This window comes from Bradyrhizobium rifense, assembly GCF_008123425.1.
Lineage (GTDB): Bacteria > Pseudomonadota > Alphaproteobacteria > Rhizobiales > Xanthobacteraceae > Bradyrhizobium > Bradyrhizobium rifense.
Window position 1 is genome coordinate 12,638 of the sequence record NZ_VSSS01000071.1, and the last position, 12,784, is coordinate 25,421.

16 protein-coding genes are annotated in these 12,784 nt (G+C 64.6%); 10 read left to right on the top strand and 6 right to left on the bottom strand.

The annotated features are described in order from the left end of the window. Positions 1-147: 147 nt before the first annotated feature. Both FXB40_RS40090 and FXB40_RS40095 read left to right on the top strand, forming a co-directional pair. A complete protein-coding gene (locus FXB40_RS40090) occupies positions 148-588 on the top strand; it encodes a DUF1810 domain-containing protein (RefSeq protein ID WP_148777786.1) in 441 nt (146 codons plus the stop codon). Positions 589-688: 100 nt separating this feature from the next. Then, entirely contained in the window at positions 689-2,770 is a 2,082-nt protein-coding gene (locus FXB40_RS40095; RefSeq protein WP_148777787.1) for a methyl-accepting chemotaxis protein, read from the top strand. A gap of 35 nt (positions 2,771-2,805) precedes the next feature. Here FXB40_RS40095 and FXB40_RS40100 read toward each other — a convergent pair whose 3' ends face one another. Next, positions 2,806-3,342, bottom strand: a complete 537-nt coding sequence (locus tag FXB40_RS40100) for a DinB family protein (RefSeq protein ID WP_148777788.1) — start codon at positions 3,340-3,342, stop codon at positions 2,806-2,808. 140 nt (positions 3,343-3,482) lie between these two features. Between FXB40_RS40100 and FXB40_RS40105 the strand changes: the two genes are divergently transcribed. Then, positions 3,483-4,358 carry a LysR substrate-binding domain-containing protein gene (locus FXB40_RS40105; protein WP_246208256.1) on the top strand — a complete coding sequence of 292 codons (876 nt, stop codon included), beginning with the start codon at positions 3,483-3,485 and terminating at the stop codon, positions 4,356-4,358. Here FXB40_RS40105 and FXB40_RS40110 read toward each other — a convergent pair. Both FXB40_RS40110 and FXB40_RS40115 read right to left on the bottom strand, forming a co-directional pair. Next, positions 4,355-4,945 carry an NADPH-dependent FMN reductase gene (locus tag FXB40_RS40110; RefSeq protein ID WP_148777789.1) on the bottom strand — a complete coding sequence of 197 codons (591 nt, stop codon included), beginning with the start codon at positions 4,943-4,945 and terminating at the stop codon, positions 4,355-4,357. The genes FXB40_RS40105 and FXB40_RS40110 overlap by 4 nt on opposite strands. Positions 4,946-4,988: 43 nt before the next feature. Next, positions 4,989-5,825, bottom strand: coding sequence for an AraC family transcriptional regulator (locus tag FXB40_RS40115; RefSeq protein ID WP_246208258.1), 837 nt, complete (start codon positions 5,823-5,825; stop codon positions 4,989-4,991). A 410-nt stretch (positions 5,826-6,235) separates the two neighbouring features. Between FXB40_RS40115 and FXB40_RS40120 the strand changes: the two genes are divergently transcribed. Genes FXB40_RS40120 through FXB40_RS40130 form a run of 3 tightly spaced genes read left to right on the top strand, consistent with a single transcriptional unit; the run spans position 6,236 to position 8,838 of the window. Continuing rightward, positions 6,236-7,354: a DUF2336 domain-containing protein gene (locus FXB40_RS40120; RefSeq protein WP_148777810.1), complete on the top strand. Its 1,119-nt coding sequence runs from the start codon at positions 6,236-6,238 to the stop codon at positions 7,352-7,354. Further along, entirely contained in the window at positions 7,351-7,668 is a 318-nt protein-coding gene (locus FXB40_RS40125; RefSeq protein ID WP_148777790.1) for a PilZ domain-containing protein, read from the top strand. The genes FXB40_RS40120 and FXB40_RS40125 overlap by 4 nt, the downstream gene beginning before the upstream one ends. Positions 7,669-7,725: 57 nt before the next feature. Then, positions 7,726-8,838: an HD-GYP domain-containing protein gene (locus FXB40_RS40130; RefSeq protein WP_148777791.1), complete on the top strand. Its 1,113-nt coding sequence runs from the start codon at positions 7,726-7,728 to the stop codon at positions 8,836-8,838. Positions 8,839-8,882: 44 nt separating this feature from the next. On the opposite strand, the gene FXB40_RS40135 is transcribed toward FXB40_RS40130, so the two are convergent. Both FXB40_RS40135 and FXB40_RS40140 read right to left on the bottom strand, forming a co-directional pair. Next, on the bottom strand, positions 8,883-9,086 hold the full coding sequence (locus FXB40_RS40135) for a hypothetical protein (protein ID WP_148777792.1): 204 nt from the start codon (positions 9,084-9,086) through the stop codon (positions 8,883-8,885). A gap of 134 nt (positions 9,087-9,220) precedes the next feature. Then, on the bottom strand, positions 9,221-9,898 hold the full coding sequence (locus FXB40_RS40140; RefSeq protein ID WP_148777793.1) for a nitroreductase: 678 nt from the start codon (positions 9,896-9,898) through the stop codon (positions 9,221-9,223). A gap of 143 nt (positions 9,899-10,041) precedes the next feature. On the opposite strand from FXB40_RS40140, the gene FXB40_RS40145 reads away from it, so the two are divergent. Beyond that, a complete protein-coding gene (locus tag FXB40_RS40145; protein ID WP_148777794.1) occupies positions 10,042-11,004 on the top strand; it encodes an alpha/beta hydrolase in 963 nt (320 codons plus the stop codon). A 55-nt stretch (positions 11,005-11,059) separates the two neighbouring features. Here the strand turns inward: FXB40_RS40145 and FXB40_RS40150 are convergent, their stop codons facing one another. Continuing rightward, positions 11,060-11,431 (bottom strand): nuclear transport factor 2 family protein, encoded by a 372-nt coding sequence (locus FXB40_RS40150; protein WP_148777795.1) that lies wholly within the window; start codon positions 11,429-11,431, stop codon positions 11,060-11,062. A 90-nt stretch (positions 11,432-11,521) separates the two neighbouring features. Here FXB40_RS40150 and FXB40_RS40155 point away from each other — a divergent pair, with 90 nt between their 5' ends. From FXB40_RS40155 to FXB40_RS40165, 3 genes are all read left to right on the top strand, one after another. Further along, on the top strand, positions 11,522-12,085 hold the full coding sequence (locus FXB40_RS40155) for a TetR/AcrR family transcriptional regulator (protein WP_148777796.1): 564 nt from the start codon (positions 11,522-11,524) through the stop codon (positions 12,083-12,085). 28 nt (positions 12,086-12,113) lie between these two features. Beyond that, positions 12,114-12,317 (top strand): hypothetical protein, encoded by a 204-nt coding sequence (locus tag FXB40_RS40160; protein ID WP_148777797.1) that lies wholly within the window; start codon positions 12,114-12,116, stop codon positions 12,315-12,317. Between the two features lie 93 nt (positions 12,318-12,410). Further along, entirely contained in the window at positions 12,411-12,659 is a 249-nt protein-coding gene (locus FXB40_RS40165) for a hypothetical protein (protein ID WP_148777798.1), read from the top strand. Positions 12,660-12,784 lie beyond the last annotated feature (125 nt).

The following is a 12,784-nucleotide window of genomic DNA, read 5'->3' on the forward strand; positions in this document are numbered from 1 at the left end:
TCGGCGTTTGCGCGGTCGGAAACCATCAGATCCCCAAATCGACCCCCGGGGGGACCCACCCCCACCCGGAGACTCTGTACCAGCTACCATATTGGGAGCCAAAAGTTAGGCATAATCGGGGCCGGTAAGCCCCTCCTGAGGTATCCGATGACCGCTCCTTTCGATCTAGAGCGCTTCCTCAGGGCCCAGGACCCGGTTTTTCGTGACGTTTTGGGGGAGCTGGCCCGCGGCCGGAAGCAATCTCACTGGATGTGGTTCGTCTTCCCGCAGGTCGCCGGCCTCGGCTTCAGCGCCATGTCGCAGCGTTACGCCATCGGCTCGCGCACCGAGGCCGAGGCCTACCTCGCCCACCCCGTGCTCGGCCCGCGCCTGCTCCAATGCACCCGCCTCGTGCTTGCCGTCGAGGGACGAACCATCAACGCGATCCTCGGCGCGCCTGACGATGCCAAATTCCGCTCGTCGATGACGCTGTTCGGCGCGGTGTCCGACGAGGCTGTCTTCGACGAGGCGCTCGCCAGATATTTCGCCGGTGGGCGCGACGGTGCGACGCTGGAGATCCTCGCTTCCCTCGATCGAAAGGCCATCTGACTGCGACAACAGCGGCTGCCAGCGTAAACCCGCGATTAATACGCTCGCTCTACTTTTCGGAGAATTTCTTTCTCTCACCGCGCCAATTGCCGGACAAATCATGAAAATCGGTACGCTGCTGACCACCGCCATCGTCTCGCTCTCGACCGTCGGCGGCGGCCTCGCCGTCTACGTCGCGGTCACGAAATACCAGACGATGGACAGGATCGCCGAGGCACAGGGCCGGCTCGCGATCGTTCGCGCCGTCAGCGACATCCCGCGCTATCTCAACCCCGAGCGCGGCTTCGCCACCAACATCATGTACGGACCGGCGACCGTCGACCCGTCGCAGCTCACCGAACATGACAAGCTGCGCAAGCAGACCGACGGCGCGCGCTACAAGATGAACGCGCTACGCAAGGAGCTGCCCGGTTCCTTCGACGACGGCAACGCCATCGGCAGCAACATCGACGGCATCGATTCGAAATTCACCGCACTGCGCGACGCCATCGACAAGGCGATCGCGGGACCGGCGGATGCGCGCAAGGACGCCGCCAGGAAGATCGTCGCCGACAATGCCGTGCTCAACGCCGGCGTGACCGCGCTGCTCAACGAGCAGGTCCGCCGCATGGCGATCCTCAACGGCGATGCCTATCGCCAGTCCAACTCCGCCAACATCGCCATGACGCTGCGCGACATCGGCGGCCTCAATTCCAGCGTGCACAAGAACCTTGTCGGCGCGAAGAAAGTGGCCAACGACGCCGAGAAGGCCGACATGGCCCGCATGCAGGGCCGCAACGACCAGATCGTGATGTCGCTGATGGAATTGCGCGGCAACCCGGCAACGCCAGCCAACGTCGCCGCGGCGATCGAGACGATGAATGCGAGCTATGTCGAGGAATTCGGACGCGAGATGAAGCTCGTCAAGGACGGCGCCATCAGCGGCAAATACGAGCACGACGTCGAGACCTTCTACGTGGCGTCGCAGAAGGGCCTCGGCTCCATCATCGGCGTTCGCGACGCCTTCTACGACAATGCCGAGCAGATCCTCTCCGGCGCGTCCGCCGCCGCGCGCACCAGCTTCACGGTCGCGCTCGCAGGCCTCCTTGCCGTGCTGATCGCCAGCGCCGGCCTCATCGTGATGGTCCGCCGCCGCGTCTGCGCTCCGATCGTCAGCCTGACGACCCGGATGTCGCGGCTCGCCGACGGCGAGGTTGCGGAAGAGATTCCCGGCGCCGCGCGCTCCGACGAGATCGGGGCGATGGCCGCCGCCGTCCAGGTGTTCAAGGACAACATGATCCGGGCCGACCGGCTCACGGCCGAGAAGCAGGTCGAGAACGACGGCAAGATGCGCCGCGCCCAGGCGCTCGACGAGCTGACCCGCGCCTTCGAGGCCAAGATCACCGAGCTCGTCGGCGGCCTGTCGCAGGCTTCCTCCACCATGGAAACCACGGCGCAGTCGATGACCTCGACCGCCGCCCAGACCAACAGCCAGGCCGCGGTCGTGGCCGCCGCCTCCGAGCAGACCTCGACCAACGTGCAGACGGTCGCGAGCGCGACGGAAGAGCTGACGTCATCGATCGCCGAGATCGGCCGTCAGGTCGCACAATCGACCGAGATCGCAGCCCGCGCCGTCGACAACGCCCGCCGCACCGGTGACACCGCCCGTGCGCTCGCCGACGGCGCGCAGAAGATCGGCGACGTCGTCACGCTGATCCAGAGCATCGCCGAGCAGACCAACCTGCTGGCGCTCAACGCCACCATCGAGGCCGCCCGCGCCGGTGACGCCGGCCGCGGCTTTGCCGTCGTCGCCTCCGAGGTGAAGTCGCTGGCCGGCCAGACCGCCAAGGCGACCACCGAGATCTCCGAGCAGATCACGGCGATCCAGTCAGCGAGCGACGAGACCGTCACCGCGATCCGCAACGTCGCCGACGTCATCGCCGAGATCGACCAGATCGGCACCGCGATTGCGGCCGCGATCGAGCAGCAGGGTTCGGCGACCAGGGAGATCTCCCGCAGCGTCCAGGAAGCTGCTCGGGGCACCCAGGAGGTCAACACCAACATCACCGGCGTGCAGCGCGCCGCCGACGACACCGGTGCGGCCGCACGGGAGGTGCTCGGCGCGGCCGAACAGCTCTCGACGCAGTCACGCGATCTCGCCGGTCAGTTCGACCGCTTCCTCGGCGAAGTCAGGGCGGCGTAATACCCTGGACGCACGCCGAAGCAAGCTTTTGCGACTCACGCCGTGGACGCGTTCAAGCGCTCGGCCAGATTGGGCGGCGGTAGCCCGCGCTGAAGCATCAAGAGATCGAGCGGCGGCGGCTCCTGCCTGGTCGTGATCGACAGGCAGGCGTGCGCGTGGCCGCGATGATGAGTCTGGTGATTGAACAGATGAAGCAGGATGTCCGCGAGCGGCTGTTCCTGCGGCTTCCCGGACGTCGTCTGATAGGCGTGCAGCCGCGCCAGCGTTGCCTCGTCGTAGCCGTCGACCACCGCAATGAGGCGCGCATCTTCGGCGAGCCGGGCGCGGGCAAGCTCCAGGCGATCCTCGTAGAGGATCTGGTCGAGACGCTTCGGCTGTTCGCCGATGCCCGTCAGCCTGGTCAGCCACAGCCTGTCGGTCAGAAGCAGGTGGTTTAGCGTGCCGTGCAGGCTGTGAAAGAACACGCCGACATCGGCACGATACAGCTCTTCCGGCAACGCGAGCGCCGCTTCGTAAAGGCGGGCGTTGGCCCAGGAATTATAGGCAGCAAGCTGCTGGAACAGGTTTGGCATCGACGATCACTCCGCCTTATCAAGTGCGGTTTGCGAATAGCAGTTTGCGCTTGCGTCAAAGGGTGAGATAATCTCACCTATCACTACCAGTTTGAGCGACACGTCATGCTTCCATCGCTCAGAGGCCTGCGGCGCTTTCGGTGCTGTCTCAAACGGGCAGCCTCACGGCGGCGGCCGACATCCTCGGGGTCAGCCGGTCGGCCCTGTCCCATCGGATCGCGGATCTCGAGCACCAGCTCGGCGTGGCCCTCATCCAAAAGCGGGGACGCCGGGTCGCGCCGACCGATGACGCCGAGACCCTCCTGTCGGTGATGGGCGACGCCCTCGACCGCATCGAGGCCGCTGTCGAGCCGATCCGCCGCCGGCGCTCTCAGTTGCGCATCAGTACGGTCGCGACCCTGGCGTCGCACTGGCTATTGCCGCGGCTTCCAGAATTCCGGGCCCTGCATCCGGATATCGAAGTGGCGCTCACCACGACCCGTCGTGTGATCGACCTTGAGGTCGAGGATATCGACTGCGCCATCCGCTATGGATTGGGGCGCTGGTCTGGACTGACGGCGGCCTTGCTGTTTCGCGAAACGCTCGCCCCTGTGGCCGCCCCGATCGCCGATCAGAATCTCGACGGCCCCTCCATTATCCACGCCCGCTCGCGCTTTCGGGACTGGTCACTTTGGTGGACGGCGTCCCGCCGCGCTGGAAAGCCAAGCGACGGCGGCCTGGTTGTCGAGTCCCGCGCGCAGGCCCTCGAAGCGGCGCTGGCCGGCGGCGGCATTGCGATGATCGATATGGCTTATCTCGAGGCGCATCTGTCGAGTGGAAGGTTGAAGCTGCTCGCGCCGCCCGTGACGCTCGACGAAGGCTATTATCTGGTACGTCGACCCGTTGGCCGCAATGATCGCCTCGTCAGAGCCTTTGAGGACTGGATCGTCGCAGCGTCGGAACAGCCGAGGTCGGAGGCGCGGCGGGTGAAGGCGCTTTCGATTCAGGGGCCGGGCCGCAACACGGGGCGCGCTTAATATGGCGGCGCCTTGCGCGCGCGTTGCGCCTTTGCCGCCTCGATCCACCAATTGAGATCATCGGCGAAGCGCGGGAACGAGCGTTCCAGCGCCTTGCCGCCCTCGCCGATCGGCTCGCTTTCGGCCGACAGTGTCTGCGCGATCGGCCCGACGCCGATGGTGCTCGAGATCACCACCATGCCCATCTCCGACAGCGTGCCGTGCCACGCGGTCGAGGCGCGCGCGCCGGACAGGCGGCCGGCGGAATAGCTCACGATCGCGGCCGGCCGCCAGAACCACTCTTCCAGGAAGTGGTCGGTGAGGTTCTTCAGGCCGGGCTGAATGCCCCAATTATATTCGCCGGTGACGAAGACAAAGCCGTCGGCGCCGCGGATCTGGCCGGCCAGCTTCTCCAGCGCCTCGGGCGCCGCACCTTTGGGATATTCCTTGTACATGCGGTCGAGCATCGGCAGGCCGATCGCCTTGGCGTCGATGAACTCGACCTCCTCGCCGCGGCCGCGCAGGCGATCGATGACGAAATTCGCAAGGCGGATGCCCATGCGGTCGGACCGGTAGGAACCGTAGAGGACGAGGACGCGGTTGCTCATGTCCGGCAGATTAGCACGAAACCGGACTCCGGTCCCAATCCCCTTATCGCCTGCGGCCGCGCTCCAGCGTTTCCGACGGCGCCTCGCCGAACTGATCGCGATAGCCGCGGGAGAAATCGCTGAGATGCCAGAAGCCGAACGCGAGCGCGACGGCTTTGACGCTGTCGGCACCGGCAAGCAGTCGCTGGCGCACCAGCCACAAGCGACGCAGGCGCAAATAGCGGTGCAGGCTCATGCCGCGATAGCGGCGCACGACGTCGTACATGGTTCGGACGGACAGGCCGAGCTTGCGCGCAATCTCCTCGCTGTAGATCGGCTGCGAGAGGTCGTCGGACAGCAGCGCGCGGATATCCTGGAACAGCTTGAACTGGCGCTCGTCGTTCGGCCGCTGGGTCCAGCGCGCGGGCACGACATTGGCGAACGCGGCATCGGCCGCACCGAGCAGGGACTCCTTCATCGCTGCCGCCTTCAGCGGCACCTCGGCTGCAGAGATCGGCTCGGACGCAGCCGCCAGCACATCCCCGACCACCTTCCGCAGCCTATGCAGCGCCGAGGGACTGGTCTCGAATATCTTGAAGCTGGAGCTCGTCGCGGGCCAGCCGCGATCCCTCACCTCGGGCCGGAACACGACCGAGGCGATTTGCCGTTGCACTTCCTCGATCGTGTTGTAGGCCGCGCCGCTGCTGCCGATGACGATGACGGCGCGGTCGCGCTGCGCGCCGTTGAAGCGGATCGGGACTTCGAGGTCGTCCATCGCGAAGCCCACCGCCGTGCAATCGGCAACGAGCTGCGCGTCCACCACGCGCGGAAATGCCCGCGTCATATTCACGTCGCAGCCCGGCAATTGCAGAATGATCTGCTCGGCCGCAATCCTTCGCACGAGCGGCTGAACTCGAAATTCAGGCCGCGGATCGAACTGCGAAACTCGTCAACGTCGGAGAAACGAAATATCTTTGGCGCCAGTGCTGGCGCAGCATCACTGTTGTTCATGGCAAATGAAAAACCGCGCCAGGAAACGACGCGTGTCCGGCAATATACCGGTCTGAATTCCTCCTGTGAGCTCCCCGTTGGAGCGAAAGACTCAATCTGAGCCCATCTCGCTCAGTTGGCGAGTGTCCAATGCAAAGGACAAGCGAAGCGTTCGCCCCTGCCAAATTTCGATAACCTTTTCAGTCAAGCAAGCGGTGCGCTGATACCCCGGAGGGGCGAGGTCTCAATTTCAAATTAACGTCTGTAGTGCGGAATGAAGGGCGTTGCTTAGTCGCATTTTATTTGAGTCAGGCCCCTGCCATGATGGCAAATTCGCCTGCTGATATTCTGGGTGAATTGGAAGCGGCGGTCGCAGGCTGCCCGCTGGACCGTTGTGCTCGCATTCTTTCTGGCATTGTGCAGTTGCTCACTGGCAGCCGCGACCGATCGCAGGAACTGCTCTCCGGCGTGGTCGATGGCGTTCTGCTGCGACTGACGGAACGGGTCGAGACCAGTGCGCTGATCCAACTCAGCACCACCCTTGCCGAGCTCAAGGTGGCTCCACCGGAGACATTGCGGCGCCTTGCCTCCCACGACGACGCGGACGTGGCGTGTCCCGTGCTGCTCAAATCGCAGGCACTCTCCACGGCCGATCTCGCGGCGATCGCGGCTTCGTGCGGCGAGCGGCATCAACGCGCGATCGCGGCGCGCGACTGCATCGAGCCTGACGTGACCGAGGCGCTGATCAAGCGCGGCGAGCAAATTTGCCTGGCGCTGATCAAGAACCCCGGAACAAAATTCTCCGAGGCAGCCTACGCCGCCCTCGCCGGAGCCGACCAGGACGGCGAGATTGCGAAGGCGCTGGTGCTACGGCCCGGCACACCAGACCTGATCGTGCGGAAGCTGCTCTCCACCCAACCCGCCAAGACAGCCGCCACCAAGACGGCGCCCGCCAAACCCAATGCCTCCGCCGTTCCTCCCGCGCAGGCAGCCGTACCGCCGCCGCCAAAGCCGCCCTCCTCGGCCGATTACGCGAGCGCGCGGCCCGAGATCGTTGCCCTCAACCGCGTCGGCAAGCTCAACGATTCCACGGTGAACCGCTTCGCGATCCGCGGCGAGACCGCCAATCTGTTCACGGCCTTGTCGGTGCTATCGGGCGCGCCGATCGAGATCGTCGAGCATGTCATGAGCGACGACGATTGCGAGGGCCTGGTGATGGCCTGCCGGGCGTCGCGCCTGAATTGGGCGACCACGCTTGCGATCCTGAGCAATCGCAGCGGCGCCCGGCTCTCTTTTGCGCAGCGCGAGCGCGCGCAGCTGATTTTCGAAACGCTTCTGTTGTCGACCAGCCAATGGACGGTGCGCTGGGGGGAAATCGCAGCAAGCGCCAATACAAGCGATCCGGGAAATCGCGGCGCGAAAATGGGGGTTAACCGATGAAATTCGATGGTCGCAAGGCGCTTCGGGTCAAGATGGACCACAAACAGGCCGTGAACCTGATGGGCTCGGACGGCACCTGGCGACGCAGCTGTAGGCTGCTCGACATCTCGCAGAGCGGCGCCAAGATCGAGGTCGAAGGCACCCTCGACGTGCTGCAAGCCAAGGAATTCTTCATGCTGCTGTCCTCGACCGGTCTCGCCTACCGGCGCTGCGAGCTGGTCTGGATCGACGGCACCATGGCCGGCGTTCACTTCATTAACAGGGACAGCAGGAAACCGGCGAGCGCGAAGGCGGACGCCGCGCCGGCCAAGTAGGCAAACCAGTTCAAGACATCATCAAGTTCGTTCAACTCAGTCAATTCCAGGTCACCCGTGCAGAACGCGCGAACCATCACCAGCCCCGTCAAAGGCGACGGCGCCATCCGGGCGGCGCAATCGGCGCGCCCCTTCGTGCATGTGCTCGCGGACACCTCCGACAAATTGTCGAGCATCTGCGCGGCGCTCGAACAGCAATTCGCCGTCGCGGGCGAACGGCTCGACGCGGAAGCCAAGCTGACGCAAATGCCGTTTGCCATCGTCGTCCGTGCGGAGCTGCGTGACGTCGACAACATCGCGGCGATCAAGAAGCGGTCCGCCAGGCTGGCCAAGGCCACCAAGCGCATCTTCCTCGTCGAGCACTCCTCGCACGTCTGCATCTCGCAAGCCTATGCGCTCGGCGCGACGCTTGTGCTCCCCGGCCCGCTCAACAAGATCAAGCTGCTGGCGGCGCTGGCTGATCCGGCATCGGACTCGCCGGGCAGTTCGCCCCAGCCCGACAACGCCGTCGAGACCGCGGCCACCGCCATCGCGTCGATGTTCACGGCCGTCACACTTGGCCAGCCCCTTGATGTCGACGGCACCAAGGAAGCCGGACGCCAGATTGCCGACCGCATCACCCAGCACGGCCTGTCGGAATGGCTGACCACGGTACGGCGCCACCATGAGGGAACCTACCAGCACTGCCTGCTCGTGACCGGCGTTGCCATCGACTTCGGGCTCAGTCTCGGCGTTCGACGAATGGATCTGGAGCGCATGTATACGGCCGCCATGTTCCACGACATCGGCAAGGCGCAGATCCCGCTTGCGATCCTGGACAAGCCCGGCCGGCTCGATGTCGAGGAGCGCGCCATGATCGAGACGCACCCGGCGGCGGGTTACGAATTCTTGAAGAACCACGAGAAGATCACGCCGGAAATTCTCGATGCCGTCCGACATCACCACGAATATCTCGACGGCAGTGGCTATCCGGATGCGCTGGCCAGCGAGAGCATCAACGACATCGTGCGCATTCTCACGATCTCGGACATCTTCGCCGCGCTGATCGAACACCGGCACTATAAGCCGACGATGCCGCGCAACGAGGCCTATAATATTCTCTGCGGGATGACCGGAAAGCTGGAGAAGGCGCTGGTTGCATCCTTCAAGGAGGTCGCACTCTCACGCTAAGCGCGCGCTAAACCAGCGGGCGGGCAACGACGTCACGGGTGCGCCTAGTGCGTCGCCCGGTATTTGATGCGGTGCGGGATCGAGCGACAAGCCAGTCCTTCGGCGAGCAGCTTCATGTCCTCGCGCCGGCCACTGCGGACCAGCCTGCTGAACTCTTCAGGCGTAAAAGGAAGGCTGGGATCATCATCGATCGGACGCCGCATTCGCGGGCCGAAGAACCATCGAACCAGGCTAGCCAGCCGCCGCATGTCAATTCCCTCGCGCCAGCAACAAACCTTTGAGTCCGGATATTGTTCCTCCTGCACGGTGGAGATTGCAAGGGGCCGTAACGAGTCCGCACGAAAAATTTCGTGAGGGAATAATCTCCTCCACCCTCTCTGTGTCAGTCGGCGAAACCGACGTAGCGAACGAACTCGTCATTGCCCTCGCGCTCCGAACGAACGGCATTCGCGGCAAAGTTGTCGTCGGGATAGCCCATCGCAACGCAGGTCATGATGACCTCGTCTTCCGGGATCTTCGCGACCTCGCGCACGATGTCGGAGCGCATGATGCCCTGCCCGTTGATGACAGAGCCGAGCCCGCGGTCCCAGGCCGCCAGCACGATGCCGTAGCAGAGTGCACCGAGATCGAAATGGCAGACGGCGCCGGGATCGAGCACGCGGTCATAGGTCAGCACCAGCGAGACCGGCGCGTCGAACTGGCGGAAGCCGCGCAGCACCCAGTCCTGCCGCATCGGCTTGTCGTCGCGCGCAATCCCCATCGCGCCGAACAGCTTCTTGGCGATGTCGACCTGGCGGCTGCGATGCACGCCCTGGTACTCGCCATGGCTGATGATGTCGCGCTTGACCTTGGCGCCACCGATCATCTCGTCCATGTTGCGGCGACGCACCTCTTCGAGCGGGCTGCCTGTGAGCACGTGAACGTGCCAGGGCTGTGTGTTCATCGACGACGGTGCGCGCTTGGCGCTCTCGATGATCGCCTCGACCACGGCGCGCGGCACCGGCTGCTGCTTGAAACCGCGCACGCTGCGGCGCGACTGGACCAGCGTTTCGAATTCCACCTCAGGACCTCCCTGCCCGTTCGTTCATCTGCATGACGTCTGCAACACGTCTCCGGTTGCCGATGCGACGCGCGAAATCTATGCTAACCCGCAAGCAAGACCAAGAACCCCTGTGGCCACGCCACACCCGTAAGGATCCGATCATGGCCGCACCGCTCGATCCCGTCATCGCCCAGATCATTCCGTTGCTGCCGCTGCGCGATCCCACGGTGATGACGCCACAGAGCGCCCGCGATTCCTTGCGCGCACTGGCTGCCGCGCGCGCCGCCGTGCCGCCGCCGCCCGTCGATGCCGTGCAGGATATCCAGGTGAAGGGCGGCGCCGGCCCACTTGATGCACGCGTTTATCGCACCGGCAGCGCGCCCGCGCCCACTGTCGTGTTCTTCCATGGCGGCGGCTGGGTCGCGGGTGACCTCGAGACCCACGACCGACAGGCGCGCAATCTCGCGATCGAGACCGGCGCGGTCGTCGTCTCCGTCGACTATCGCCGCCCGCCGGAAACGCGCTTTCCCGGCGCCTTCGAGGACGCCTTCACGGCTACGAGCGACGTGTTCAACCGTGTCGCGGAATTTGGCGGCAATGCAAAGCGTCTTGGCGTTGCCGGTGACAGCGCCGGCGGCAATCTCGCAGCCGCCACCGCGATCGCTTGCCGCGATGCCGGCATCAAGCTCGCCGCGCAGCTGCTGGTCTATCCCGTCACCGACGTCGTGGGCTTCTATGCCGACGCACGCGAGAACGCGCGCTTTCCATCTCGTACCGAGAATGCCGACGGCTACTTCCTCTCGCGTGCGGTCATGGAATGGTTCGCCGGCCATTATCTCGCTGATGCCAGTCACGCCGCCGACTGGCGGGTCTCGCCACTGCGTGCCGCCTCACTCGCAGGCCTCGCGCCCGCGATCGTGACCACCGCCTGGTTCGATCCGCTGCGCGACGAAGGCACAGCCTATGCGCGGGCGCTGGAGACCGCCGGCGTGCGGGTGAAGCATCACGAGGGCGCCGGCCTGATCCACGGCTATTTCGGCCTCGGGGACGCCTCGGAGGTCGCCCGCGCCGAAGCGCAGCGTGCACGCGCCGATTTCAAGGCGCTGCTCGCGCGGGGGATTTGATATCGATCGTTCGAGCCGGCTGCGGCTCGTTGCTGCGCCCACCGAAGGCGAACGATCAGGGTTGTCCAGGCGGGACCTCGAAGAAGCCGGTCGCCTGAACCAGGCGGCCGTCGTCGTCAAAGCGACCAAAGCTTTCGCCCTTCACGAACACCTGGCCGAGGCCGTTGTACATCGTCCAGCGAAACAGGCCCTGCTCGTGATGCACGAGATAGCTGTCATTCTTGAAATGCGCGCCGGGAAACTTGAGCTGGGATTGGGCGATGCGGGCCATCAAGGCGTCCCGCCCGTGGACCTGTGAAACGGGATCGGCATACACGCAATCCAGGGCCACGCTCTGCTCGAGCAGGCGACGGCGTTCGGTCTCATCAATCGGGCCCCACGCGGACTGATAAATATTCCAGGTTTTCAGGCGTGCTTCGTCGTTCATAGTCCAGGTCCCGTGATGTTGCCTTCCTTGTCATATTGACATTTTTCGATTTTTTGTCAATGGTGACCGTCTGTTGATCGTGGGAGGCTCATGCCCCATCCGAAGGTTTCGAAAGCGGAGCTCGCCGTTGCGGCTGCAACGGACGTATTCTCGCGTTATGGCTACGCACGCACGACGATGGGCGACATCGCCGCGCAGGCGGGAATGTCGCGGCCGGCACTTTATCTGCTCTTCCCCGACAAGGATGCCATCTTCGCGGCCGTGATCCAGAGAATGGATGAGCAGAAGCATCGCGAGATTCACGCCGCAATCGCACGGCTCGATGGCCTTCACGCCAAGCTGCTCTACGCCTGCAAGTCCTGGGGAGCCCACGGTTTCGACCTGGCCGAGATGCATCCCGACGCGGCGGACCTGTTCGATCTGCGCTTTCGCACCGTCCGCATGGTCTACGACAATTTTCAGATTCTGGTGGCCGATCTGATCCGCGACCAGGTGCAATCCGCCGGCATAGCGGACGAGCCGGAAGCACTGGCGCGATGCCTGGTCTTTGGCATGCGGGGGCTGCGCGAGACCGCCCGGAACGGCAAGGACATGCGGCGCCTGATCGCGGTTCAGGTTGCCATGCTGGTCAGAAGCATCGGCAGCAAGCGCTGAGGTCGTTCAGTGCAGCAACTCCGGTTGAATGTCCGCCTTGCAGGGTGTCTCCTGCCCACAAAACATGACGGCCGACGGACCTGGCAGCCCGGTCGACGTCACCCTCTATCCCGGCGCCACCCATGATTTCGACGAGCCGTCGTCGCGGCGGCAGTCGGCACCGGGGACTGAGGCGGCCATGGACGATGCCATCGTCAAGGCCGCTGGCATCCTCGACGGCTGGAAAAAATGAGGCGAGGACCGATGCCGCGCCGCGATCCTGCTTGATTGCGCCACGATTCCGGGCTCCAATTCCCGCGCCATCTTTTGGTTTAGGGAGACACCCATGATGAAGCGAATTTTCCTGGCTGCGATCGTTGCCACCTTTGCAGCTGGCTCGGCGCTTGCAGACGACACCTGCGAGAGCAAGGCAGTCGGCAAGGACGGCAAGGCGCTCGCCGGCGCGGCCAAAACCTCGTTCATGAAGAAGTGCAAGGAAGACGCCTGCACGCCGAAGGCCGTGGGCTCCGATGGCAAGGCCCTCGCCGGCGCCGCCAAGAACAGCTTCATGAAGAAGTGCGAGATGGGCGCGTAAAGGCGCTACGCGATCTACTCCCTCGCCCCGCTTGCGGGGCGAGGTTGGGGTGAGGGGGAGTCTCCGCAGAGAAGGCGGTAGTTGGATTCGCGGAGAGTCCCCCTCACCCGAATTTGCGCTGCGCA

Bases quoted from the DNA above. Each gene is read 5' to 3' on its own strand.
- FXB40_RS40090 (WP_148777786.1), top strand. From the start codon at position 148: ATGACCGCTCCTTTCGATCTAGAGCGCTTCCTCAGGGCCCAGGACCCG.
- FXB40_RS40095 (WP_148777787.1), top strand. From the start codon at position 689: ATGAAAATCGGTACGCTGCTGACCACCGCCATCGTCTCGCTCTCGACC.
- FXB40_RS40100 (WP_148777788.1), bottom strand. From the start codon at position 3,342: ATGCCAAACCTGTTCCAGCAGCTTGCTGCCTATAATTCCTGGGCCAAC.
- FXB40_RS40110 (WP_148777789.1), bottom strand. From the start codon at position 4,945: ATGAGCAACCGCGTCCTCGTCCTCTACGGTTCCTACCGGTCCGACCGC.
- FXB40_RS40120 (WP_148777810.1), top strand. From the start codon at position 6,236: ATGATGGCAAATTCGCCTGCTGATATTCTGGGTGAATTGGAAGCGGCG.
- FXB40_RS40125 (WP_148777790.1), top strand. From the start codon at position 7,351: ATGAAATTCGATGGTCGCAAGGCGCTTCGGGTCAAGATGGACCACAAA.
- FXB40_RS40135 (WP_148777792.1), bottom strand. From the start codon at position 9,086: ATGCGGCGGCTGGCTAGCCTGGTTCGATGGTTCTTCGGCCCGCGAATG.
- FXB40_RS40145 (WP_148777794.1), top strand. From the start codon at position 10,042: ATGGCCGCACCGCTCGATCCCGTCATCGCCCAGATCATTCCGTTGCTG.
- FXB40_RS40150 (WP_148777795.1), bottom strand. From the start codon at position 11,431: ATGAACGACGAAGCACGCCTGAAAACCTGGAATATTTATCAGTCCGCG.
- FXB40_RS40155 (WP_148777796.1), top strand. From the start codon at position 11,522: ATGCCCCATCCGAAGGTTTCGAAAGCGGAGCTCGCCGTTGCGGCTGCA.
- FXB40_RS40160 (WP_148777797.1), top strand. From the start codon at position 12,114: ATGTCCGCCTTGCAGGGTGTCTCCTGCCCACAAAACATGACGGCCGAC.
- FXB40_RS40165 (WP_148777798.1), top strand. From the start codon at position 12,411: ATGATGAAGCGAATTTTCCTGGCTGCGATCGTTGCCACCTTTGCAGCT.